The 23833-nt window shown below is 67.9% G+C and carries 26 protein-coding genes; 16 read left to right on the forward strand and 10 right to left on the reverse strand.

What is annotated here, in order from left to right; genetic code table 11:
- Positions 1–128: 128 nt before the first annotated feature.
- The 3 genes from KR541_RS24915 to KR541_RS24925 form a co-directional block, all read right to left on the reverse strand.
- Positions 129–893, reverse strand: coding sequence for a hypothetical protein (locus KR541_RS24915; protein WP_179233173.1), 765 nt, complete (start codon positions 891–893; stop codon positions 129–131).
- A 51-nt stretch (positions 894–944) separates the two neighbouring features.
- Positions 945–1553, reverse strand: coding sequence for an acyl-homoserine-lactone synthase (locus KR541_RS24920; protein ID WP_050011939.1), 609 nt, complete (start codon positions 1551–1553; stop codon positions 945–947).
- A 211-nt stretch (positions 1554–1764) separates the two neighbouring features.
- Positions 1765–2208: a DUF4902 domain-containing protein gene (locus KR541_RS24925; protein ID WP_089489499.1), complete on the reverse strand. Its 444-nt coding sequence runs from the start codon at positions 2206–2208 to the stop codon at positions 1765–1767.
- A 73-nt stretch (positions 2209–2281) separates the two neighbouring features.
- Here KR541_RS24925 and KR541_RS24930 point away from each other — a divergent pair, with 73 nt between their 5' ends.
- Complete coding sequence (locus KR541_RS24930; protein WP_050011937.1) at positions 2282–3001, forward strand: autoinducer binding domain-containing protein; 720 nt, start codon at positions 2282–2284, stop codon at positions 2999–3001.
- 51 nt (positions 3002–3052) lie between these two features.
- Here the strand turns inward: KR541_RS24930 and KR541_RS24935 are convergent, their stop codons facing one another.
- From KR541_RS24935 to KR541_RS24960, 6 genes are all read right to left on the reverse strand, one after another.
- A complete protein-coding gene (locus KR541_RS24935) occupies positions 3053–3760 on the reverse strand; it encodes an MgtC/SapB family protein (RefSeq protein WP_050011936.1) in 708 nt (235 codons plus the stop codon).
- Positions 3761–4063: 303 nt separating this feature from the next.
- The gene (locus KR541_RS24940; protein ID WP_089489498.1) at positions 4064–5614 is read right to left on the reverse strand and encodes a TolC family protein; all 1551 of its coding nucleotides are present in this window, start codon (positions 5612–5614) and stop codon (positions 4064–4066) included.
- Positions 5601–7646, reverse strand: coding sequence for an FUSC family protein (locus KR541_RS24945; protein WP_089489497.1), 2046 nt, complete (start codon positions 7644–7646; stop codon positions 5601–5603). The genes KR541_RS24940 and KR541_RS24945 overlap by 14 nt, the downstream gene beginning before the upstream one ends.
- A complete protein-coding gene (gene mdtN, locus KR541_RS24950) occupies positions 7627–8676 on the reverse strand; it encodes a multidrug transporter subunit MdtN (RefSeq protein ID WP_050011933.1) in 1050 nt (349 codons plus the stop codon). The genes KR541_RS24945 and mdtN overlap by 20 nt, the downstream gene beginning before the upstream one ends.
- Positions 8673–8966, reverse strand: a complete 294-nt coding sequence (locus KR541_RS24955) for a hypothetical protein (RefSeq protein ID WP_050011932.1) — start codon at positions 8964–8966, stop codon at positions 8673–8675. The genes mdtN and KR541_RS24955 overlap by 4 nt, the downstream gene beginning before the upstream one ends.
- A gap of 168 nt (positions 8967–9134) precedes the next feature.
- A complete protein-coding gene (locus KR541_RS24960) occupies positions 9135–9458 on the reverse strand; it encodes a hypothetical protein (RefSeq protein WP_143328905.1) in 324 nt (107 codons plus the stop codon).
- Between the two features lie 186 nt (positions 9459–9644).
- On the opposite strand from KR541_RS24960, the gene KR541_RS24965 reads away from it, so the two are divergent.
- The 5 genes from KR541_RS24965 (at position 9645) to KR541_RS24985 (ending at position 14051) form a co-directional block, all read left to right on the forward strand.
- Positions 9645–10790, forward strand: a complete 1146-nt coding sequence (locus KR541_RS24965; RefSeq protein WP_050011931.1) for a metallophosphoesterase — start codon at positions 9645–9647, stop codon at positions 10788–10790.
- Between the two features lie 166 nt (positions 10791–10956).
- A complete protein-coding gene (locus KR541_RS24970) occupies positions 10957–11556 on the forward strand; it encodes an alpha-ketoglutarate-dependent dioxygenase AlkB family protein (protein ID WP_179233172.1) in 600 nt (199 codons plus the stop codon).
- Between the two features lie 305 nt (positions 11557–11861).
- Positions 11862–12068: a hypothetical protein gene (locus KR541_RS24975; protein WP_034204546.1), complete on the forward strand. Its 207-nt coding sequence runs from the start codon at positions 11862–11864 to the stop codon at positions 12066–12068.
- A 323-nt stretch (positions 12069–12391) separates the two neighbouring features.
- Entirely contained in the window at positions 12392–12871 is a 480-nt protein-coding gene (tecA, locus tag KR541_RS24980) for a type 6 secretion system effector deamidase TecA (protein WP_050011929.1), read from the forward strand.
- Positions 12872–13154: 283 nt separating this feature from the next.
- Entirely contained in the window at positions 13155–14051 is an 897-nt protein-coding gene (locus tag KR541_RS24985) for an IclR family transcriptional regulator (RefSeq protein WP_023475914.1), read from the forward strand.
- Between the two features lie 107 nt (positions 14052–14158).
- Here KR541_RS24985 and KR541_RS24990 read toward each other — a convergent pair whose 3' ends face one another.
- Positions 14159–15238, reverse strand: a complete 1080-nt coding sequence (locus KR541_RS24990) for a porin (protein ID WP_089489496.1) — start codon at positions 15236–15238, stop codon at positions 14159–14161.
- A 444-nt stretch (positions 15239–15682) separates the two neighbouring features.
- Between KR541_RS24990 and KR541_RS24995 the strand changes: the two genes are divergently transcribed.
- From KR541_RS24995 to KR541_RS25040, 10 genes are all read left to right on the forward strand, one after another.
- Positions 15683–16000, forward strand: a complete 318-nt coding sequence (locus KR541_RS24995) for a non-heme iron oxygenase ferredoxin subunit (protein WP_050011927.1) — start codon at positions 15683–15685, stop codon at positions 15998–16000.
- A 1-nt stretch (position 16001) separates the two neighbouring features.
- Entirely contained in the window at positions 16002–16313 is a 312-nt protein-coding gene (locus KR541_RS25000; RefSeq protein ID WP_050011926.1) for a recombinase-like helix-turn-helix domain-containing protein, read from the forward strand.
- Positions 16314–16376: 63 nt separating this feature from the next.
- On the forward strand, positions 16377–17447 hold the full coding sequence (locus KR541_RS25005) for an aromatic ring-hydroxylating dioxygenase subunit alpha (RefSeq protein WP_089489495.1): 1071 nt from the start codon (positions 16377–16379) through the stop codon (positions 17445–17447).
- Positions 17440–18210, forward strand: coding sequence for an SDR family oxidoreductase (locus KR541_RS25010; RefSeq protein WP_089489494.1), 771 nt, complete (start codon positions 17440–17442; stop codon positions 18208–18210). The genes KR541_RS25005 and KR541_RS25010 overlap by 8 nt, the downstream gene beginning before the upstream one ends.
- Positions 18211–18244: 34 nt before the next feature.
- Positions 18245–18772 carry a cupin domain-containing protein gene (locus tag KR541_RS25015; RefSeq protein ID WP_006489904.1) on the forward strand — a complete coding sequence of 176 codons (528 nt, stop codon included), beginning with the start codon at positions 18245–18247 and terminating at the stop codon, positions 18770–18772.
- Positions 18773–18790: 18 nt separating this feature from the next.
- Complete coding sequence (locus KR541_RS25020; protein ID WP_050011923.1) at positions 18791–19693, forward strand: alpha/beta fold hydrolase; 903 nt, start codon at positions 18791–18793, stop codon at positions 19691–19693.
- Positions 19690–20550 (forward strand): IclR family transcriptional regulator, encoded by an 861-nt coding sequence (locus KR541_RS25025; RefSeq protein WP_050011922.1) that lies wholly within the window; start codon positions 19690–19692, stop codon positions 20548–20550. The genes KR541_RS25020 and KR541_RS25025 overlap by 4 nt, the downstream gene beginning before the upstream one ends.
- Positions 20547–21344 (forward strand): SDR family oxidoreductase, encoded by a 798-nt coding sequence (locus KR541_RS25030; RefSeq protein WP_050011921.1) that lies wholly within the window; start codon positions 20547–20549, stop codon positions 21342–21344. The genes KR541_RS25025 and KR541_RS25030 overlap by 4 nt, the downstream gene beginning before the upstream one ends.
- Positions 21337–23004, forward strand: a complete 1668-nt coding sequence (locus KR541_RS25035) for a thiamine pyrophosphate-binding protein (RefSeq protein ID WP_050011920.1) — start codon at positions 21337–21339, stop codon at positions 23002–23004. Before KR541_RS25030 ends, KR541_RS25035 begins: the two co-directional genes overlap by 8 nt.
- Positions 22997–23818, forward strand: a complete 822-nt coding sequence (locus tag KR541_RS25040) for an aspartate dehydrogenase (protein ID WP_050011919.1) — start codon at positions 22997–22999, stop codon at positions 23816–23818. The genes KR541_RS25035 and KR541_RS25040 overlap by 8 nt, the downstream gene beginning before the upstream one ends.
- Positions 23819–23833: the final 15 nt, after the last annotated feature.

Raw genomic sequence — 23833 nt, forward strand, 5'->3', positions numbered from 1 at the left:
ATGTTTGGAGACATGGAGGAGACAGAGGTAAATTTAAGGGAAAACCCGGACGTTTGCAAGCCCTCGTTGTATCCGCACAACTTGCCGCCGCGCAGACCGCCTGGCGGCGGCGCGCGGCACAGCCTTATTCATACGCTTCCGGCCCGTGCGTGCGTCGCAAACGCGCCGAACCGCTCCTGCGCGACGGGCAGCGCGTATTTGCTGCGCATCTCCGTTTCGATCCATGCGCACGCCTCGCGCGCGCAGTCGGTCAATGCGTGCCGCGTCGCATGCCCGTCGATGTCGTAGACGAAACGCACACCGACCTCGTCATCGTCAACCTGTCGTTCAAGCTGATTGAGCTGCAGTTGCGGCCCGTGCTGGTGGGACAGCGCGCGCAGTTCGTCGAAGTGATATTCGAGCCAGTCCGCGAAGAACAGCGCGTCGCTGTGGCTGGGCAGGCGGAAAGCCGCGCTGCGCGACGGGCGCGCCGCGATTTCGCCGGCCGCCTCAGGCGGTTCGCGATCCGACGCGACGGGCGCGTCGACCGGCGCGAGCGGGTGCCGAATCTGCCGGTACGGCTCGCGATCGCGCAATGCGTGCCACAGCAATTCGTCGCCGGCGGCGCCGGACGGCTGCATCGTCAGGTCGTGCCGGCCGTCGCCGACCGCGGCGATGTCGCGGATCACGAGGCGCAGCGAGCACAGCGGCTCGTCCGCGACCAGCAGGGTGGCCGGCCGCGGCAGCCCGCACACGAGCGGCGCGGCGCCGGTCGCACGAAACACGAGCCCGCGGCGGTCGAGCCGCACGAGCGGCAACGGCCTGGGGAACGACGGATAGGCGACCGCGATGCGGGCGCCGCTGGCGCTCGTCAACCCGGGCATCATCGCGCGAAAGACCTGGGACTGGTCCACGTTGGTTCTCCTTCGTTACGATGCCACCCGGACGGAAACGTGCGTTCCGGCTCAGGCGGCGATAGCTTGCCGGGCGGCCTGCCCCGGCTCGATTCCTAGCGCGGCAAACGTTTGCGAGTCGATATCGATCCAGCACGCGACCACCAGACGTCCGTCGACCTGCTTCGGCGGGCCTGCGCGGTGCGCGTGTATGCCGATCCGGCGGAACAGCCGCTCCATGCTCGCGAACGTCACGCCGATCAACTGGCGCGCGCCGAGCTGCGCCGCGCATTCGACGACGGCCGCGAGCATCGGGCGCACGGCCCATTCGGCGTTGCCGGGCCCGCCTTCGTCGTCGGTCGCCGCGAACCGGGACAGTTCCCAGACGGCGGCCGATTGCGGCAGCGGCATGTCCTCGGCGACCAGGTCGGCGAACAGCGACTTCAGCAGATACGGGCGCGTCGTCGGCAGCAGGCGCGCACATCCGCACATGTCGCCGGCGGCGTTTCGCGCGAACACGTAGACGGTATCGTCGCGATCGAACTGGTCACGCTCGAAACTTTCGTTCGCCGACGGGAGCGCCCAACCGAGCTGCTCGACGAACACGCGGCGCCGATAGCGCCCTAGGTCCGCCGCGAGTGCGTGCGGCAACCGCCCTTCCTCGTGAACGAAGGTCTGCATGGATGTCCTCGGATCTGTGCTTTTGTATGCACGCATTACAGCGCGCGGCACGAGGAGCCTGTAACTGGTAACTCTTACAGGGTGGCGGCGTAAAAGACGCCATTTGCGCGGTGGTAACGGTTTCTTGATCGACGGGATTGAAAACCGGGGCGGTTTTATTTATAAAGAGCGCCAGTCTTGCAAAATAGTCAGAGGAATGCGCGGCCAGTTGTCACTGGAGCGTCGGACCGGCATGATAGGCGTCGTTGGGCCCGAGCAGGGCGGACGCGACCGCGGCAGGCCAGTCGAGGGTGGCGAGCCGCGCGGCGAGCGCGGCGGCCGTGCGGAACATGCCGATGTCGGCGCCCTTGGCGTCGATGGCCATCACGTTGCTGCGGACGTCGCCGCCCGCGATCACGAACGCGCCCGTCGCGCGTTCGAGGTACCAGTCCCAGCCGACCGTCACGTAGGCGACGCCGGCACCGGCCGCGCGATGCCATTCGGTATAGCCGGCAAGGCGGGCGTCGATCGCGTTGTCGCGCAGTTCGGCGAGCAAAGAAGGGTCGAGGCCGCTTGCGACATGGTCGAGTACAAGTGCGGCCAGTGCGCCTTCTGACAGGCGTACGTAGCCGTCCGGGGACGGGCCGGGGACAGGGTGCAGCAAGGGTGAAGTCATGCGCGGAATGTATCAGCCTCGAAAGGGTGCTGGAACCTGACAAGTATGACAGCGTGACGTTGTCGGAGAAAGAATGGAACTGCGCTGGCAGGATGCCTACCAACAATTCAGCGCCGCGGAAGACGAGCAGCAGCTCTTCCAGCGGATCGCCGCCTATTCCAGGCGGCTGGGATTCGAATATTGCTGTTACGGCATTCGCGTACCGCTGCCCGTTTCGAAGCCGGCGGTCGCCATCTTCAATACCTATCCGGATGGCTGGATGGCGCACTATCAGGCGCAGAACTATATCGAGATCGACTCGACGGTTCGCGACGGCGCGCTCAGCACCAACATGATCGTCTGGCCGGACGTCGACAACCTCGACCCGTGTCCGCTGTGGCAGGACGCGCGCGATTTCGGGTTGTCGGTGGGCATCGCGCAATCGAGCTGGGCGGCGCGCGGCGCGTTCGGCCTGTTGAGCATCGCCCGTCATGCCGACCGGCTGACGCCGGCTGAGATCAACATGCTGACGCTGCAGACGAACTGGCTCGCGAACCTGTCGCATTCGCTGATGAGCCGCTTCATGGTGCCGAAGCTGTCGCCCGCGGCGGGCGTCACGCTGACCGCGCGCGAGCGCGAGGTGCTGTGCTGGACGGCCGAGGGCAAGACCGCATGCGAAATCGGCCAGATCCTCAGCATCTCGGAGCGGACGGTCAACTTCCACGTGAACAACATCCTCGAGAAACTTGGCGCGACCAACAAGGTCCAGGCGGTCGTCAAGGCGATTTCGGCCGGGCTCATCGAAGCACCTTGACGTGACGTCGTGCGACGGCGGCGCCGGATGCCGCGTCCGCCGCGCCGCGGCTCACTCCATCATCGGCTCCGCTTCCTTTGCGGTCCAGCTCACGCTGGAAATGCTTTTCTCCATGCTCATCCGGCTCGCGATCTGCTCGAGCTTCTGCTGATCCTTCGGATGCAGCTTCAGCGTCGCGGTCACCTTCAGCCGGTCGGGCTGCTCGGGCACGTCTTCGCTCGTGAGGCTCTGGAACGACAGCGGCTTCGCATACATCGCGTTCGACAGCAGCGTGCGGATGTGCACTTCGTCGGCGGCGAGGCAGATCACGGTGATCTGGTATTCGCGCACAAGGTCGGCGTTCGACACGGGCGTCGCGTTGATGGCCTGGCTGACGCCGCGCAGCACCGTATTGGTGAGCAGCACGACGGCCGTGCCGGCGAGCGCGGGCACGTAGTGGCCGGAGCCGGCCAGCACGCCGACGGCGGCCGAGCACCACAGCGTCGCGGCCGTGTTGATGCCCTGGATCGAGCCCTTGTCGCGCATGATCACGCCGCCGCCGAGAAAGCCGACGCCCGACACGACGTACGCGGCGATCTGCGTGACGCCCGCGACGCCGTTGCCGGTGAGCACGCCGAGCGTGACGAACAGGCACGCGCCGCTCGCGACGAGCGTGATGGTGCGCAGGCCGGCCGTGCGCTGGCGCATCTGCCGCTCGAGGCCGATGGCGACGCCGCAGGCGAACGCGGTGAAAAGACGGAGTGCGAAATCAAAAGTCATGGTTGTCCTGCCGTGCAAGAAGCGCATGCCGGCGCGCGTCGCCGCGGCGCAAGGCCGAACGCGACGCGGCGATAGCCGTCATTGCGCGGTACTGTACCGCGCGAATGCGTCATTCAGTGTGAAACGGGGGAGCGTGCGGCTCGCGGAACGCGAGCCGCGGCAGGAGAACTGCGGCGGACAGGCGTTCAGGCGGCAAGCGGCGCACGCAACGGAGTGCTGCAACTGTCCACGATGGTTCCTGAAGGAAGAATGGGCGGCATTCTAGTGGGCGGCGCGCGCTCGCGTCAACCGCCTGCGGCGGCGCTACTGCGCCGAGCCGATCGTGCCCGTCGCGAGCGCGAGCGCGGCGGCGGCCGACAATGCGCCGGCATAGCTGTCGACTTCCGCGTTCCGCGCGGCGAGCAGCTGGCTTTGCGCGATCGTCGCATCGGTGACCGAGCCGACGCCATTCCGGTACGCGGTCAGTGCCGCGTCGTAGCTGGTTTGCGCGGCATCGACGAGCGCCTTCGCGGCGTCGTGCGACGCCAGGCTCGTCTGCACCGCGTTCTGTGCGGCGACGACTTGGCGCACAGCTTCCTCCTTGGTCCGCGTGAGGCGCGCGGAGGCGCTTTCCGCGTCGTTGCGCGCCTGCATCAAGACGGCGGAGCGCAAACCGCCGTCGTACAGCGGAATCGTCACGCCGAGGAACACGCCGCCGCCGTAGCGGCTGCCGTTCAGGTTGACGGTCGGCGCCTGGTCGCCGATCGCGGGCAGCGCGGAGATGGACGTGCCGCCGCTCGCATACGACGTGGACGCGGACAGGAAGATCTTCGGCATGAACGCGGCTTCCGCCGCCTTGATCTTCGCGCGATTGGCCTTTTCGACCGCGAACGCGCCCTGCAGATCGGGGCGGCGCGCGATCGCGTCCGACACGATCGCGTCGACCGACGAGCCAAGCGCGGGCGGCAGCGTCCGCTTCGGCAACGCGGCGATCGTCGGCTTCGACAGCGGCGAGATGCCGAGCGCGGAGACGAGTGCGAGATAGCCGTCGCTCTCGGCGCCGTTCGCCTGCACGAGCGCGAGGTTCGCCTGCGCACGGTTCTGCGTCGCCTGCGCGAGCTCGACGACCGTGCCGACGCCGTGCTTGAGCCGCGCGCGGGACGCCGCGAGGATCGCATCCGCGTTCGCGAGGCCCTGTTGCGCGCTGAGCGCGCGCGAGCGGGCGGCTTCGTAGCGGTAGTACGAGACGGTCACGTCGTGGATCACCTGCTGATGCACGGCCGTGAATGCGACGTTCGATGCAATCGACGCCTGTTCGGCCGCTTCGACGCGCGCCGCGCGGCCGCCGAAATCGAACAGCAGCCATTGCAGCGACAGCGCCGAAATCGTGCCGTGCGCGGTGGTGTTGCTCGACGAATCGCCGAGGATCGTCGACGTCGAGCCGTGGTTCGCCTGGTACGCGCCCATCGCCGTCGCCGACAGGCGCGGCAGATAGGCGGACTTGGCGAGGCCGACTGCGAGCGCCGCGTTGCGCGCGTCGTTCCACGCGATACGCGTCAATGGATTCGAAGATTCCGCGAGATCGATCAGCTCGGGCAGCGTGTACGCATGCGCGGCATCCAGCGCGGCCGGCGCCGGCGCCGACACCGACGCGAGCGCCGGCGAGGCAGGCAATGTGTAGTCGTGCGCGCCTTGTGCGGACGCGCGTGGCGGCGCCGCCACGATGTCGCCCGCGGCCGACGTTTGCGGCTGCCACGGGCGGTCGGACGCCTCCGGCGCCAGATCGATCGACGACGTCGCGCAGCCGGCCAGCGCGACGGCGGTCGCGAGCGCGGCAGCGGCGATCGACGCGGCCGGCGGTTCAGGTGGGCGCATGAGGGGCAGGCTCCTTCGGTGTGGCTTGACGGGCGGCGTCGGCGATCTGCGCGAGCCGCGCGTCGATCAGGTTCAGTAGCGCGTCGCGCGTGGGGTCGGCGGGGGCGATGTCCGACGGTGGTGTCGGGGCATTCGTGCGGGGCGCGGTTTCGTCGTCGCCCGGCGCAGTCACGCGCGAGAGTTGCGCGCCGATCGCCGCGTCGCCGGGCTTGCGCTCGGCGAGCAGGAACAGCGGACCTTCGATCGCCCCGAGTTCCGCGAGTGCGCGCCGCCGTGTGGCCAGCCACGTCGCGGCCGGCCGCACCCACGACGGTTCGTAATGGATCAGGCCGAGCTCCTGCGAGATCGCGCCGTGGCGCGCGAACGCTTCGGCGGCCAGCGCGCGCCGTTCGGCCGGCTGCGCGATCTGCGCGACGCGCCGCCACTGGTCGAGCAGCGTTGCGAGCGCCGCGTCGATCTGCTTGCCGATGCTGACCGGCCAGATGCGCGTGAACACGAGATACACGACCACGTTGCCGAGCAGGATGCCGATCGTGCGATCGCGCGCGAGCGTCAGGTCGAAGCCGGGGCCCGCGCCCTGGATCGCGCACAGGAAGAACGCGAACGCGATCTGGAAGCCCGCGTACGCGATGCGCGGCGATCCGAACGCGACCCATGCGGACAGCCACGCGCCGGCGAAGACGAGCGCCATCAGCTCGCCGATCGACGACAGAGACGGGACGACGAACACGAGCGCGGCGGTGCCGATCAGCGCGCCGACGATGCAGCCGGCGATGCGCAGCGTCAGTTTCTCGACCGTTTCGGCCGTCGAGCCGAGCGACACCATGTAGCAGGTGATGAAGCAGGTATGGATGCCCGACCAGTCGAGCTGCGAGTACAGCAGGTAGCAGAACATGGCGGCTACCGTCGTTTTCAGCGCATAGCGGATGTGGTCGGGATTGGTGCGCGCATCCGGCAGGAAGAAGCCGCCGCGCGGGGCGGGCGGTGTGGCGGGTTCCGCCGGTTTGTCGGCGGCGCGCGTGTCGGCGGTATCGGCCGGTGCGGCCGCCGCGTCGATCGCGGGCGGTTGCGCGAACTGCGTGATCGCCGTGTGCAGGTCGGTCGCGACGACGCGCGCGAGCGGCGGCAGCGCATCGGCGGCCGGCAGCGCGAGCGTCACGTCGACCGGATAGCCGCCCCGTTCGAGGATCGCGGCCATCTCGTCGAGCGTCGTCGCGATCGGCGTGGCGAACGCGTCGGGCAGCCGCGCGTCCGCTTCGCGATCCGCAAGCGCGACCGCGACGAGCAGCGCGGTGCTCGACGCGACGGCCTGCCGCAATGCGACGACATCGGCGCCCGACGACGAACCTTCGAGCTTCGACAGCTTGAGCCACGTGAGCAATGGCTTGTCGCCTTCGCGCAGGCTGGCGTCGAACGCGGCGCGCGCGTCGTCGCCGCCGCGCAGCCGCCGCGCGGCGAGCCGCAGCCGCTTCGCGAGCTGAGCGTGCGCGAGCTTGCGCGGCGACGGCGCGATCAGCAGGTTGACGACGATCGCGACGCCGACCGGGATCGCGACCATCAGCCATGCATAGAGCAGCGCGCGCGTCGCGGCTTCGCCGACCGGCGCCAGGCCGAGTTCGTCGAGCCCGAAGCCGACGATCATCGCGAGGATCGCACCGACCGGGCGCAGCTTGCTCGCGGACGTCAGGTACAGCAGGCCGACCGACAGCACGGCCATGCATGCGACGCGCAGTACCGAATACTCGATGCTGAAGATCGCGGCGCCGATCACGAGCGCGATCACGACCGTGACGAGCAGCAACATCGCGACCGCGAGCACGACGCTCGTCACGCGATCGGCGCGGTTCAGGAAGAACACGACGTACGCGGAAATCGCGGCTTCCGGCGTGCCGTATCCGCTCGTCACGAGCGCGACGAGCGCGCAGATCAGCGCGACGCGCACGGACATGGCCGCGCGCCCCGGAAACGGCGCGAGCAGCCGCAGGACTTCGCGCGGGCCCGGCGTGCGGACGTCAGCGGCAGGCTGAGCCATGCCGGACCTCGACGATCGCGCTCGCGCCGACACGCACGAGCTTGCCGTCGGGTTCGTCGAGCTTCACGCGCACGGGGAAGCGCTGCGCGACGTGCACCCAGTTCACCGAGTTCTGCACGATCGGCAGCGAGCGCGGCAGGTTGATGCGCGCGCTGTCCGCGATGCCGGCGCCGATGCCGACGACCTTGCCCGTCATCGGGCGGTTGCGGTCGATCATCGAATAGACGGTCGCGCAGTCGCCGACTGCGATGCGATTGAGCGACGTCTCGCGGAAATTGCCCACCGCGAACCATTCGCTCGCGTCGATCAGCGTGAAGATCGACTGGTTCGGTGCGAGGGTTTCGCCGGGGAGCACGCTCAGGCCCGTCACGAGCCCGTTGTGCGGCGCGCGCACGACCGTATCGTCGAGCGCATGCTGCGCGCGGGCCAGCGCGGCTTCGCGTGCATGCAGCGTCGCGATCGCGTCGGCATCGTCGCCGATCGTCTGCGCGGACGCGCGCTGCTGCTCCTGCGCCTGCGCGAGCGACACGGACGCGTCGCGCTGGCGCACCTTCGCCTGGTCGAACTGCTGCGCGCTGACGTAGCCCTGCGCGGCGAGCGGCGCGAGCCGGTTCACGTCGCGCGTCGCGAGATCGTAGTTCTGCGTCGCGCGCTTGACCTGCTCGGCAGCGACGGATGCGTTCGAGCGCTCGCCGATCAGCGAACGGCGGCGCGTGTCGAGCGACGCGCGCGCGAGTTCGAGGTCGGCCTGCGCCTGCGCGACGGTCAGCCGGTACGGCACGGGATCGATCACGTACAGCAGCTCGCCTTTCGCGACGCGCTGGTTTTCATGCACCGCGAGCTGCACGATGCGGCCGCCGACCGGCGACGCGACGTGCACGACGTCGGCGTCGATCGACGCGTCGTCGGTGGACGGATAGGCGGTCGTGCGGTGGTACGCGTACGCGAGCGCCGCGATGCCGAGCGCGACGATCGCGAGCGCGATCACGCGGCCTTTGACGGAGGGGCGGGCGATGCCGGCGGCCTTCATGCGAACGGCCCCGTGCCGGTGAGCCAGACGATCACGGCGACCACGAGCCCGATCGCGGTGCAGACGGCGAGCTGGTAGGGCACCGTCGCGGCCCAGCCGGTCGCGACGAACACGCGGTGCGCGACGATCGCGCCGACGATGCCGACGATCGCGCTGACGAGCCACAGCGGGAAATACGCGCCGAACAGCACGTAGGACGGTGCGCCGCGCGATGCGCAGCCCGCGAGCGGCAGGACGGGCGCCAGCACGGCGGCGACGCGCAGGGGCGCGCGCGGCGTTGTTCTTCTCATGGTGTGACGAGCTCGACGTTGGGGGTGGATGCCGGGCGCGGCGCAATGCGGATCGTCGCGACCGGCCGGGCCGCGACGACGATTCCTGAATACGGAGGCGATCATAAATCAGCGCGATGCGGACCGCCAGCGATCCGGCACGTAGGCTGGCCGTGGCCGCGTGGTCGGTCATGCCGGACGGTCCGGCAGTGTGTGTCGGCATCGATGATCGGACCGTCGCGATTCTGCCAGCACCCGCTCGCGTAGGGTTGCTAACGGACTGTAAAGGATCGTCAGATGAAATCGCGCAGCGGAATTTGCCATGTCGACGCAGCGGCAATCGGCGCGCAAACCGTCGATTGCCGCCTGGACCCATGCAAATCTGGTCGGTCCGGCTGACCCGCGCGCAGCCTCGACGAGCAGGTCGACGAGAGCGTGGTGCAGCACGCCCGGCAGGCTGTTCGCTTTCGCGATCTGCGTGAAAAGTTTGACGTCGACGAGAACGAAGCGCATGGCGTTGCGGCGGGAAGGTGGCCGAGTGGCGTGCGCAGCCGCACGGCGCTGCGCCGCCGGCCGCGACCCGTCGTCGCGGCCGGGATCTGTGTACCATCGTGCGTAGGGCGCGACGCGCCGCACCGGGCATCACGGCCCGCGCGACGCGCGTCGGGGAAGCGGTACTGCAACGAAGGTGAACGTTCCATGCGAAGTTTCTTTGTCCGGTTCATTGCAATCGGCGTGCTGTTCCATCTGTACGTCGGGATGCGGATCATTCCCGATGCGTTCGCGTCGCCGCTCGCACGCACGGTCGCGGCGCTCGTGCTGGCGAGTTTCGTCGTGTTGATTCCGGTCGGCATGTTCTCGCGCCGCTTCGACGAAGGGTGGGCCGCGACACTGGTCGGATGGGCCGGCGCGCTCGCGATGGGCTTCTTCTCGTCGTTGCTGGTGCTGACGTTCCTGCGCGAAATCGTGCTGCTCGGCGTGTTCGCGTGGCGGCATCTCGGGCATGACGGTGCATGGAGCCGCGCGGCGCCCGACACGGCGCTCGGCGTGCTGGCGGCCGCGGTGCTCGCGACGGCGATCGGATTCGTCGGCGCGCGTCGCACGGCGGCGGTCAAGCGCGTGTCGATTCCGGTCGCCGGGCTGCCGGCCGCGCTCGACGGGCTGACGATCGTGCAACTGTCCGACATCCACGTCGGGCCGACGATCAAGCGGCCGTACATCGAACGGATCGTGCGCGCGGTCAATGCGCTCGACGCCGACCTGGTGGTCGTGACGGGCGACGTGGTGGACGGTTCGGTCAAGCGCCTGCGCGAACACACGGCGCCGCTCGGCCAGATGCGCTCGCGGCACGGCACCTTCCTCGTGACGGGCAACCACGAGTACTACGCGGGTGCGCATGCATGGATCGACGAGTTTCGTCGTATCGGGCTGACGGTGCTGCTCAACGAGCACGTGCTGATCGAGCACGGCGGCGCGCGGGCGGTGCTCGCGGGCGTGACCGATTTCACCGCGGGCGGCTTCGATCCCGCGCATCGCAGCGATCCTGAGCAGGCGCTGGCCGGTGCGCCGCGCGACGTCGGCACGAAGATCCTGCTCGCACACCAGCCGCGCAGCGCGGAAGCGGCGAATCGCGCGGGCTTTACGGTACAGTTGTCGGGGCACACGCATGGCGGCCAGTTCCTGCCGTGGCCGCCGTTCGTGCGGTTGCAGCAGCCGGTGATCGGCGGGCTGAACCGCTTCGGCGACATGTGGCTGTATACGAGCCGCGGCACCGGCTACTGGGGGCCGCCGAACCGTTTCGGCGTGCCATCCGAGATCACGCTGATTCGGCTGACGCGCGGCTAGCCGATAGCCGGGAGGCGGCCGTCGCGCGATACGAATGCGCCTCGCGGCGCGCGGCGGCTTCCTGTCGGCCTTTCGGCGCGAATGACAGCGCATGGCGGCGCGCGGCGCCGTTGGCTAGTATGCAGACATGCATCTTTCGCTCCGTTCCTTGCCCGTTCCTGCCGACATGTCGATCCCCGATCTCTTCGCCGATACGCCCGTGCCCGACGTGGACTGGTACCCGGACTGGCTTGCGCCGCCCGACGCCGATCGCGCGCTGGCCGCGCTGCTCGACGAGGTCGCGTGGCGGCAGGACACGATCCGCACGCCGCGCGGACGCGTTCCGTTGCCGCGGCTCACCGCGTGGCAGGGCGAACCGGATGCCGTCTACGTGTACTCGGGGATCCGCAACGTCCCGGAGCCGTGGACGCCGGCCGTGCTCGGGCTGAAGCAGGCGATCGAGGCGACCTGCGGCGTGCGTTTCAACAGCGTGCTGCTCAATCGCTATCGCAACGGGCTGGACAGCCTCGGCTGGCACGCGGACAACGAACCCGAACTCGGCGACGCGCCGGTGATCGCGTCGGTGAGTCTCGGCGCGATGCGCGTGTTCGATCTTCGTCATCGCGCGACGGGCGTCACGCATGCATACCGTCTCGTGCATGGCAGCCTGCTCGTGATGCGCGGACGCACGCAGGCCGAATGGCAGCACCGCGTGCCGAAGGCGCCGGGCGTGCAGGGCGAACGCGTGAACCTGACCTTCCGGCGCGTGTCGATGGCGGGCGGATAGATCGCGCCCCGTTTTCTTGATCCACGAAAGCTGGATGCAAGCAATCGGCCGCGCGTGCGGCACGTTGCCGCACGAACGCGATGCCGGCCGGCGTGACCGGGCGCAGAGGCCCGTCCCGTATGGGTTTCAGATAGATTTGATCGACCGCCCGGTTCCGATAGGTGAGTGAAACCTCTGATGGTGCGTCGCAACAATCCTTGAATAAACTGTCGAATGACAGAAATGCGCCGGCCTATCGGCGCGACCCTTTCGACATGTCTCCGTGCGTGGCCGACGCAGCGCGCAACGGGGCAGGAGCAAAACGCGTGACCGTACTCGACCCTTCCTTCGCACCCTCGCTGCACGTCTTCGAGCAAGACGGCGGATGGCAATGGGCGCTGACGGTGAAGCGGGCGACCGGCGTCGGCGTAAAAGTCGTGGCGTTCAGCCGCGAAGGCTTTCGCGGCGAAGCCGAGGCATACGCCGCCGGCCAGCTTGCCCGCGCCGAATATGACGCCGCCGTGACGGCCTGACGCCGTCGCGGCGATCCCGCCCGAGGATCGTCTTCCTCTGCGCCGTCCGTTACGGGGCGGCGCTTTCCCCACTGCCTTGCATTTTTCGCTTTTCGCTGGTGGCGAGAGGCGCCTGCCCGCTGGCGTTCGCCGCGCCACCTGTCCTTGCGCCGACGATGCGACGCGCGTGGCGAAAGCCTGGACGCGGGCTCGCGACCCGCCGGCAAGCACGCACCGCGTTTGGCGCGAACAAGCCTGGAAAACGCCGAGCCATATCGTAATAAGATATGACGTTATTGCATCCGCGGGACGATGACGTCCCGCCTTCCTGAAAGGAGCTATCCGTGCAACTGACCCAGTTAGGCGGGCATGTCGCCCAATCCGGCGTCGCCGAACGGCAAAAACACGCGCAGGCGCTGATGTTCGGGATGGCGAACATCGACGAGTACGTGTCCGGCGGCGTCTGCTACGATGCCGCTGCTTATGTCCGCTATCTGCTGCGCGCCGACGCGATGATCGCGCCCGGCACGCTGCTCGACACGATCGGCCAGCTGTGGAAGACGCGCTTCAACTTCGAGACCGGCAATCAGTGGGACGGGCGCGCGAGCATTCCGGCGGGCACCGCGGTCGGCTTCGCGCGCGGCACCAATGTCTTTCACGCCGCGATCGCCGTCGGCGGCACCCGGATTCGCGGGATCAACGGCGGCCTGCTGGGCGCCGGATGGCTGCATCCGGTCGATCTGGCACGCGTGCTGCAGCCGGATCCGGCCGGCGGCTTTACGTACGACCGCACGACCATTCGCGTTTATCTGTCGCGCCTGTAGGCTGTCCGGCGTCGAAGCTCACGCTTCGGCCATCGTTGCCCGACCGCGTGCCGCGTGCCGCGCGGCCGCCTTTCCGTCGTCCGGCGATTTCCGCATGGCGTCGCGCCGTCCAACGCTGCTATCCTCTCGACCTTGAATGACGCGTCATGGTGCGTGGATGCGCGTGCTGCATCGCGGCGCCGCGCAGCGGTGCGAGCCCACGCGCGCACTGAGGTAGCATGACTGAATCTCCACGGCGATCCATGACCTGTTTCGTGACTGATTTCCTTCCGTCCATGTCCACATGGTCAAGACAACGATGAGCGATGCCCCTGAGCCGGCGGTGCCTGGCGACGACGAGTCGTCGGGCGGCGGCGCTTCGTCCTATCTGGTGCCGGGGCTCGAACGCGGGCTGCGGATCCTCGCTGAATTCTCCGCGCGCGAGCCCGTGCTCGGCGCCCCCGAGCTGTCGAAGCGCATCGGCATTCCGCGCACGACCACGTTCCGCCTGCTGCAGACGCTCGAGGCGCTCGGTTTTCTCGAACGCGTGAACGGCGACCGCTATTTCCGGCTCGGCGTCGGCGTGCTGCGACTCGGCTTCGAATACCTGAATTCGCTCGAACTGACCGATCTCGGCACGCCCGTGCTCGAACGGCTGCGCGATTCGACCGGCCTGTCGACGCACCTGCTGATCCGCGACCAGCGCGACGTGGTGTTCGTCGCGAAGGCGCAAAGCAATGCGTCGATGTTCGGCTCGGTGAAGGTGCACGTCGGCACGCGCCTGCCCGCGCATGCGACCGTGCACGGCCACGTGCTGATGGGCGACCTGACGCGCGATGCGCTGCGACAGCTCTATCCGGAGAAGAAACTCGAACAGTTCACCGAGCGCACGCCCGGCACCGTCGACGAGCTGTACGAGCGCGTGCGTCATTACGCGCGGCTCGGCTATGCGGTCAGCGAGGCGGCGTTCGAGAGCGGTATTTCCGCGGTGACGGCGCCCGTGCGCGATCATTCGGGCTCGATCGTCGCGGCGATCACCGCGACGGTGCCGCGCTCGGAGATCGGCGAGGCCGGCGAGAAGGAACGGCTCGTCGAAGCGGTGTGCGGCGCGGCGGTCGACCTGTCGCAACGGCTGAACTATCGTCCGCTCGAAAGCGACCCGACGTTCGCGCATGCGCGCCACAAGGTCGCGATGTTCTGACGTTCGCGCATCGATCCGGCCGCGGCGCGCGGCATCGCAACGAAGAGAGCGGCCCGCGGGCTGCTCTTGTCGTTTTCGGGCACCGCAGGCGCGGTGCCCGAGTTCACTCAGAACGAGTGATGAATGCCGGTCAGCACGATCACCTGGTTCGCGGTGCTCGACACGCCGGCCGTGAAGAACGCAGCCTTTGCGCCGCCCGAACCGTGTTCGTAAAGCACGTTCGCATACAACTGCGTACGCTTCGACAACGCGTAGATGTCGCCGAGTTCGACCTGCGTCCAGCGGCGGCCGGCCAGCGTCGTGGTCGCCGCGCCGCCCGCGATCGTGTTGAACGCGCTGCTGCGGTAGTTCACGCCCGCGTCGTAGCTTTGGAACGTGTCGGAAAACCCGTTCGACTGCATCTTCACGCGCGTGTAGAGGCCATGCACGAGGAAGTCGCCGATCTGGTACGACGCGCCCGCGCCGATGTTCTCGACCTTGTTCGCGAGGTAGCCGTTCGCGGTGTTCTGCCCCTGGAACGACGTGATGCCCGTCTGGCTGATCAGGATCGAGCGGTCGTGCTCGTTTGAGTAGACGGCCGACGCCTTGAACGGCCCGTTCGCATAGTTCAGCGCGACGCCGACCGATTTGCCGGTCGAGAAGTTCGTCGTGTTGCCGAGCGCGAGCGTCGCCGCGGCCGAGAAACCCGCGAAGGTCGGCGAACGGTACTTGACCGAATTGTTGTACGGCACGTTACCGGTTGCGGCGAGCGCGTCGATGTTGCCCGGATGGAACGCAAACCAGCTCAGCGCGAGGTACGCGGTGCTGAGCGGATCGAGATAGTCGAACGTCAGCGGCGTCTGGCGGCCGAGCGTCAGCGTGCCGTAGCGCTCGGCACTGAGGCCGACGAACGCCGCGCGGTTCCAGATTGTGTTCGCCGTCGCGAACTGGCCGTTGTTCGTATAGAAGCCGTTTTCCAGCTGGAAGATCGCCGACAGCCCGTCGCCGAGATCTTCCTTGCCCTTCAGGCCCCACCGGTCGGGCTGCGTATTGCCCTGGATCATCGCCCACTTCGCGTGGCCGCCGACGTTGTTCACGTAGGCGACGCCCGCATCCATGCTGCCGTACAGCACCACGCTGCTCTGCGCCCACGCGCCCGACGCGGCGCCCATCCCGATGACTGCTGCTGCTACCGCATGCTTGACCATTTGATCTCCTGACTCTCCAACCTGATGAATACGTGTTGTGACGGCCTGCGCGGGGACGGCCGGCCGTCGCGCATGTTCATCGCCGAAAGGACATTCTTATGTTCCATATAAGGAACAACGTGCCTTTAATGGAATGGAGTATAGAGGGGGTGTGCGCCCGATCAAAAATAAATTTTTCGGGACGGATGAGCGCCGGGCCGACTCCCGGCAATCCTGCGTGACGTCTCGAAAAAGCCGATAAATCCCCGTCACATAACAAAAAATTACATTCGACAGAGTAGGCGAAGGGAGCGGTCGAGCGAGGTGTCGGTGTTTTCCCTAGGACATGCAGCTTTTTATTTTACTCGTGGAAAGTCGCTCCTATAATCACCATCCATAAACTGACGTTCCTAATATGGAACAAATGGGAACAAACCGAGAGTCGATCAGAAGGAAGGGTGCGAGATGTCTGAACAATGGGTTTGCGCCGGCCACGCCGGCGCGCTGTCGGAAGACACGCCGATCGAGTTCAAGCGGACCGACGGCGTGGAAATCGGGATCTACCGCGTCGGCGACGACGTGTATGCGCTCGAGAACGTGTGCCCGCATGCGTACGCGCTGCTGACGCAGGGGTTCGTCGACGAGGGCACGGTGGAATGCCCGCTGCACGAAGCCGTGTTCGACATCAAGACGGGCGCATGCCTGAAGGGCCCGGGCGGGCGTGCGCTGAAGCAGTACGCGGTGCGTCTGGCCGGTGAAGAAATCCAGATCAAGGTGGAATGACATGAAAGAAGCGACCGTCAATTTCAATCCCTTCCTGAAGCCGTGGGTGGCGCCGCAGCCGAACAACGTCGCGGGCAAGGGGCAGATCGAGATTCCGGGGCAGGTCGAGAACCAGGTCTGGCAGAACCGCAAGGCCGAACCGACGCAGTACGAGAACGACCTCGGCGATGCGCTCGAACGCGTGTTCGAGAGCGGCGCGACCGAGCTGGACGACGTCGTCGCGGGCCTGAACCGCATCGGCTTTCGCGCGCCGGACGGCACGATTTGGACACCTGAGCGTTTCCGCGCCGAAATGGCCTCGCTGGCGGAATGAACGCACCGACCGCGCCGCGCGCCTGAGCGGCGGCCCGACGACAACCGCATCCGGAGCACACTGATGACGTCCCCCGACCAACACGAAACCCAACACGACGCGGTCCGCGACTATCTCGACCGCGGCATCAAGAACTACTGGTATCCCGTCGCGCCGAGCTGGCAGGTGTCGAACGCGCCCGTCGGCCTCACGCGCCTGTCCGAGCAGATCGTGCTGTGGCGCGATCACGAAGGAAAGGTCCACGCGCTGGAAGATCGCTGCCCGCACCGCGGCGCGCGCCTGTCGCTCGGCTGGAACCTCGGCGGCAACATCGCGTGCTGGTATCACGGCATCGAAGTAGACGGCGGCGGCACGGTCAATCGCGTGCCGGCCGTGTCGAACTGTCCGCTCGAAGGCACGAAGTGCGTGAAGTCGTATCCGGTCGAAGAGAAGGCCGGCGCGATCTTCCTGTGGTTCGGCGACGAAGCGCACGGCGAGCCGGCCGCGCTGAACCTGCCGGAAGAGCTGGTCGCCGATGAATACGCGCACTTCCTGTGCGTGTCGAACTGGAAGTGCAATTACCAGTATGCGATCGACAACGTGATGGACCCGATGCACGGCGCGTATCTGCATGCGACGTCGCACTCGATGGCCGAAGGCGACAAGCAGGCCGACATGCGCGTGCGCAAGACGGACACGGGCCTGATGTTCGAGAAGATCGGCCAGCGCGACGTGAACTTCGACTGGGTCGAGCTCGGCGAAACCGGCTGCCTGTGGATGCGCCTCGCGATTCCGTACAAGCAGAAGTTCGGCCCCGGCGGCAACTTCGGGATCATCGGTTTCGCGACGCCGGTCGACGGCGACCACTGTCAGGTCTACTTCTGGCGTACCCGCAAGGTCGGCGGCTGGCAGCGCGACGTGTGGCGCTTCATGTACCGCAACCGCCTCGAGGGCCTGCACTGGGACGTGCTCGAGCAGGATCGCTACGTCCTCGAAAGCCTCGCGCCGCATGCGCGCGATCACGAATACCTGTACCAGCACGACGTCGGCATCACGCGCGTGCGCCGGATGCTGCGCCAGCGTGCGCAGGAGCATCTGTCCGCGCTCGACGCGCATCGCGCGGCCCACGCCGCTTCGGAGCCCGCGAATGGCTGAGCTCGCTCCCGTCGTGGCGCTGCCCGGTCGCCGCGTGCTCGTCACGGGCGGCGCGCGCGGTCTCGGCGCCGCCTTCGTGAAGGCGCTGGTCGAGGCGGGCGCGCAGGTCGCGTTCGGCGACGTGCTGATCGAAGAGGGCCGCGCGCTGGCCGCGCAGCTCGCGCAAGCCGGCCACACCGCGCATTTCTTCGCGCTCGACCTGGCTGACCCGGCCAGTATCGACGCGTTCGTCGCGCAGGGCGCGGCGGCGCTCGGCGGCATCGACGCGCTGATCAACAACGCGGCGATCACGAACTCGGGCGGCAAGCTCTCGACGGAGCTCGACGTGTCGACGTGGGATGCCGTGATGAACGTGAACGTGCGCGGCGTGTGGCTCGTCAGCAATGCGGCGCTGCCGCATCTCGCGCAATCGGGCCGCGGCGCGATCGTGAACCTCGCATCGGACACCGCGCTGTGGGGCGCGCCGAAGCTGCTCGCCTACGTCGCGAGCAAGGGCGCGGTGATCGCGATGACGCATGCGCAGGCACGCGAATTCGGCGCGCACGGCGTGACGGTCAACGCGATCGCGCCGGGGCTGACCGAAGTCGAGGCGACCGCCTGCGTGCCGGCCGAACGGCATGCGTTCTACCTGCAGGGCCGTGCGCTGGCACGCACGCAGGTGCCCGACGACGTGACGGGCCCCGTGCTGTTCCTGCTGTCGGACGGCGCGCGTTTCGTGACGGGTCAACTGCTGCCGGTGAACGGCGGCTTCGTAATGAACTGATTTGAAGTTTTCACTCGAAATGAAGGAGAGGACGATGGCGGACGCCGATCTCGAACGCAAGTCGTGGGACCAGCCGGAAGGCGCAAGCTTCAACGACTGGATGGAAGGGCGCGTCGCGCGCTACGCGACGCGGCGCTACGACTGGGACGCACTGAAGTTCCAGGCCGACTACGACCCGAAGTACCGCCGTGCGCAGATGCGCTATGTCGGCACGGGCGGCACGGGCGTCGCGAAGGACGTCAACACGGTGCCGGCCGGCAACTTCACGTTCTCGACGATGGTGATCCCGGCCGGCAACATCGGCCCGAGCCACATCCATATCGACGTCGAGGAAATCTTCTTCGTGCTGCGCGGCAAGATGAAGGTGATCTGCGAGCGCGACGGCGAGACCTGGGAAGCGATCCTCGGCGAGCGCGACCTGATCTCGGTGCCGCCGGGCGTGTATCGGACGGAAATCAACATCGGCGAGGAAGATGCGCTGATGTGCGTGATGCTCGGTTCGTCGAAGCCGATCACGCCGACGTATCCGCCCGATTCGCCGCTCGCGAAGATCAAGCGTTGAGACGGAGCCGGTGAAGCAATGAGTGTCATCGACAAACGCGAACGTGAACGCGACCGCACCGCGGCGTTCGCCGCGCTGCTCGGGCAGTTTCCCGAGCAGCGTTGCGAAGCCGGCGCGGCGGGCACGATCGGCTACCGGGAGGCCGGCGCGCAGCACGCGGGCCGCACGCTGCCCGTCGTGCTGCTGCACGGGATCGGCTCGGGCGCCGCATCGTGGGTCCGCCAGCTCGACACGCTCGGCGCGTCGCGCCGCGTGCTCGCGTGGGATGCGCCCGGTTACGGTGTGTCGACGCCGGTGCGCGGCGCGTCGCCGGCCGCCGCCGATTACGCGGCGTCGCTGAACGCGTGGCTCGACGCACTCGGCATCGAACGCTGCGTGCTGGTCGGGCATTCGCTCGGCGCGATCATCGCGGGCGGGTTGGCGCGCGTGATGCCCGCGCGGATCGCCGGCCTGCTGCTGATTTCGCCCGCGGGCGGCTACGGCGGCGCACCGGCCGACACGCGCGAATCGCGCCGCGACGCGCGGCTCGCGATGCTCGCGGAACTCGGCCCGGCCGGGCTCGCCGAGCAGCGCAGCGGCAACATGCTGTCCGGTTTCGCGAACGAGGAGGCGCGGGCGTGGGTGCGCTGGAACATGGCGCGCATCGTGCCGGCCGGCTATGCGCAGGCCACGCATCTGCTCGCGAACGCCGATCTCGCGGCCGATCTCGCCGGCTTTCGCGGCCGCATCGCCGTGGCCGTCGGCGCGAACGATGCGATCACGCCGCCCGCTGCATGCGAGCGGATCGCCGCGGCCGCGCACGTCGGGCTGCAGGTGATTCCGCAGGCAGGGCACGCCGGTTATGTGGAAGCGCCGGCAGTCTATTCCGCGCTGATAGACGGCTTCTGCCGCCAGTGCGATGGTCAACGGGGGCGGGAATGAGCGAACCGTTGCAACACCAGCAGGACGCGGACAATGCGAAGACCGAAGCCGGCTACGTGGTGCCGGGCCTCGAACGCGGGCTGCGCATCCTCGCCGAATTCTCGCCGCGCGAGCCCGTGCTCGGCGCGCCCGAGCTGTCGAAACGGCTCGGCATTCCGCGCACGACGGTGTTCCGTCTGTTGCAGACGCTCGAATCGCTCGGCTTTCTCGAACGTGCGGACAAGGATCGCAACTACAAGCTCGGCATCGCCGTGCTGCGGCTCGGCTTCGAATACCTGAGCTCGCTGGAATTGACCGATCTCGGCCTGCCGGTGATCGAGAGCCTGCGCGATGCGACCGGCTTCACGACGCATATCGTGATTCGCGACGGCCGCGACGTGGTGTTCGTCGCGAAGGCGCAGAGCCAGTCGCCGGTGTTCAGCTCGATTCGTGTGAACGTCGGTACGCGGCTGCCCGCGCATGCAACGACGCACGGCCACGTGCTGATGGGCGACCTGTCGCTGAACGAACTGCACGCGCTGTATCCGGAAGGCGCGCTGAACCGGATGACGAGCGCGACGCCGGAGACGGTCGACGCGCTGTACGAAGTGATTCGCGAGGATGCGCTGCGCGGCTACGGCGTCAGCAATTCGTCGTTCGAGCGCGGGATCTCGGTCGTCACGGCGCCGGTGCGCAACGAGACGCAGAAGATCGTCGCGTGCATCACGGTGACGGTGCCGAGGCCGGAGATCGACGCGGCGCTGATCGCGGACGGGCTGATCGACAAGGTGCAGCGCGCGGCGGCGGAATTGTCGCGGCGGCTCAATTACCGCTCGGATGACGAGCACACGTTCATGAAGGCTTTAGGACTCCGATGATTGAGATCGATCTGACCGGGCAAGTAGCGGTGGTGACGGGCGGTTCGTCCGGCATCGGCCTCGCGACGGCCGAACGGTTCCTGCAGGCCGGTGCGTCGGTCGCGATTTGCGGCCGCGATGGCGAACGCCTCGCACGCGCCGAAGCGGTGCTGCGCGACAAGTACGCGGATGCTCAACTGCTGACCGCACGCTGCGACGTGCTCGACGAAGCCGACGTGACTGCATTCGCGCAAGCGGTGTCCGCCCGTTTCGACCGCGCCGACATGCTGGTCAACAACGCCGGCCAGGGCCGCGTGTCGACCTTCGCCGACACGACCGACGACGCGTGGCGCGAAGAACTCGAGCTGAAGTACTTCAGCATCATTCGCCCGACGCGCGCGTTCCTGCCGCTGCTGCGCGAGGCGGCCGCGCCGTCGATCACCTGCGTGAACTCGCTGCTCGCGCTGCAGCCGGAGCCGCACATGGTCGCGACGTCGTCGGCGCGCGCCGGCGTGCTGAGCCTCGTGAAATCGCTCGCGACCGAACTCGCGCCGCAGCGCATCCGCGTGAACTCGATCCTGATCGGCATCGTCGAGTCGGGGCAGTGGCGCCGCCGCCATGAAGCGCAGGCGCAGCCCGGCGAAAGCTGGGAGGACTGGACGAGCGCGCTCGCCCGCAAGAAGAACATTCCGCTGAATCGCTTCGGCAAGCCCGACGAGGCGGCCTGGGCCCTTTTTTATCTCGCAACGCATCTGTCGTCCTACACGACGGGCAGCCATATCGACGTTTCTGGAGGCTTTGCACGCCATGTCTAAAAAAACCACGGTTGGCGAGCTGATTGCCGCCTTTCTCGAGCAGTGCGGCGTGAAGACCGCATTCGGTGTCATCTCGATCCACAACATGCCGATCCTCGACGCGATCAACTCGCGCGGCAACATCCGGTATGTCGGTGCACGCGGCGAAGCCGGCGCCTTGAACATGGCCGACGGGCTGGCCCGCGTGTCGGGCGGCCTCGGCGTCGCGTTCACGAGCACCGGCACGGCGGCGGGCAACGCGGCCGGCGCGATGGTCGAGGCACTGACGGCCGGCACCGCGCTGCTGCACATCACCGGGCAGATCGAGACGCCGTACCTCGACCAGGATCTCGCGTACATCCACGAAGCGCCCGACCAGTTGTCGATGCTCGACTCGATCTCGAAGGCCGCGTTCCGCGTGCGCACGGTCGAAACGGTGCTGCCGACGATCCGCGAAGCCGTGCGCGTCGCGCAGACCGCGCCGACGGGCCCCGTGTCGGTCGAGATTCCGATCGACATCCAGGCAGCCGAAATCGAATGGCCGGAAGACCTCGCACCGGCGCACGTCGCGGTGCGCGAGCACGACGAAGCACGCGTCGCGAAGCTCGCCGACGCGCTCGCGGCCAAGCGCCGCCCGCTGCTGTGGCTCGGCGGCGGCGCGCGCCATGCACGCGACGAGGTCGAACGCCTCGTGAAGCTCGGCTTCGGCGTCGTGACGAGCGTGCAGGGCCGCGGCGTGCTGCCGGAAGATCACCCGGCGACGCTCGGCGCGTTCAACGTGCATGCGTCGGTCGAGGCGTTCTACAAGACCTGCGACGCGCTCGTCGTGGTCGGCTCGCGCTTGCGCGGCAACGAAACGCTGAAGTACAAGCTTGCGCTGCCGCAGCCGTTGTTCCGCGTCGATGCCGATGCGCTCGCCGACAACCGTGGCTATCGCAACGCGCTGTTCGTGCACGGCGATTCGAAGCGCGTGCTGGCGGAGCTGGCCGACCACCTCGAAGGCCGTCTGTCGGTCGATCCGCAATTCGCGGCCGATCTCGCGGCGGCCCGCGAGGACGCGGTGGCCGATGTGGCGAAAGGCCTCGGGCCGTACAAGAAGCTCGTCGACACGCTGCAAGGCGCCGTTGGCCGCGACTACAACTGGGTGCGCGACGTGACGATCTCGAACAGCACGTGGGGCAACCGCCTGCTGAAGATCTTCGAGCCGCGCGCGGGCGTGCATGCGCTCGGCGGCGGCATCGGCCAGGGCATCCAGATGGGCATCGGCGCGGCGCTGGCCGGTTCGGCGGCGAAGACGGTCTGCCTCGTCGGCGACGGCGGCCTGATGGTCAACGTCGGCGAACTGGTGACGGCCGTGCAGGAAAACGCGAACGTGATGATCGTGCTGATGAACGACCAGTGCTACGGCGTGATCCGCAACATCCAGGACGCGCACTACGGCGGTCGCCGCTGCTTCGTGCAACTGCACCAGCCCGATTTCGCGCAGTTCTGCGCGAGCTTCGGCCTCACGCACTACCGGATCACGTCGCTCGACCAGGCCGAAGCGATCGTCCGCGAAGGGATCGCGAAGGAAGGGCCGGTGATGGTCGAGGTCGACATGCTGTCGGTCGGCTCGTTCGCGTCTGCGTTCGCGGGCCCGCCGGTCAAGAAGGAAGCGCCGACGGAGCGCCAGTATGCGTAACGGGCACAAGCGGGCACCCGTCGACGTCGCGATGATCGGCTTCGGCGCGATCGGCGCAGCCGTGTACCGCGCGGTCGAGCACGATGCGTCGCTGCACGTCGCGCACGTGATCGTGCCGGAGCATCAGCGCGACGCAGTGCAGCGCGAGCTTGGCAGTGCGGTGGAGGTCGTGTCGTCGGTCGACGCGCTGGCCCGCCGCCCCGGGTTCGCGCTCGAATGCGCGGGCCACAGCGCGCTCGTCGATCACGTCGTGCCGTTGCTGAAGGCCGGCACCGACTGCGCGGTCGCGTCGATCGGCGCGCTGTCCGACCTCGCGCTGCTCGACGTGCTGTCGCAGGCCGCCGACGAAGGTGGCGCCACCGTGACGCTGCTGTCCGGCGCAATCGGCGGCATCGACGCGCTGGCGTCGGCGAAGCAGGGGGGGCTCGACGAAGTGCTGTACGTCGGCCGCAAGCCGCCGCTCGGCTGGCTCGACACGCCGGCCGAGGCGCTGTGCGACCTGCACGCGATGAGCGAGGAAAAGGTGATCTTCGAAGGCACTGCGCGCGACGCCGCGCGGCTGTATCCGAAGAACGCGAACGTCGCGGCGACGGTGGCGCTCGCGGGCCTCGGCCTCGACGCGACGCACGTGCGCCTGATCGCCGATCCGGCCGTCGAGCGCAACGTGCACCGCATCACCGCGCGCGGCGCATTCGGCGAGATGTCGCTGGAAATGAGCGGCAAGCCGCTGCCCGACAACCCGAAGACGTCCGCGCTGACCGCGTACAGCGCGATTCGCGCGCTGCGCAACCGCGCGGCCTGCTGCGTGATCTGAGCGGACCATCGAGCG

It is taken from the genome of Burkholderia sola, from assembly GCF_905400185.1.
Lineage (GTDB): Bacteria > Pseudomonadota > Gammaproteobacteria > Burkholderiales > Burkholderiaceae > Burkholderia > Burkholderia sola.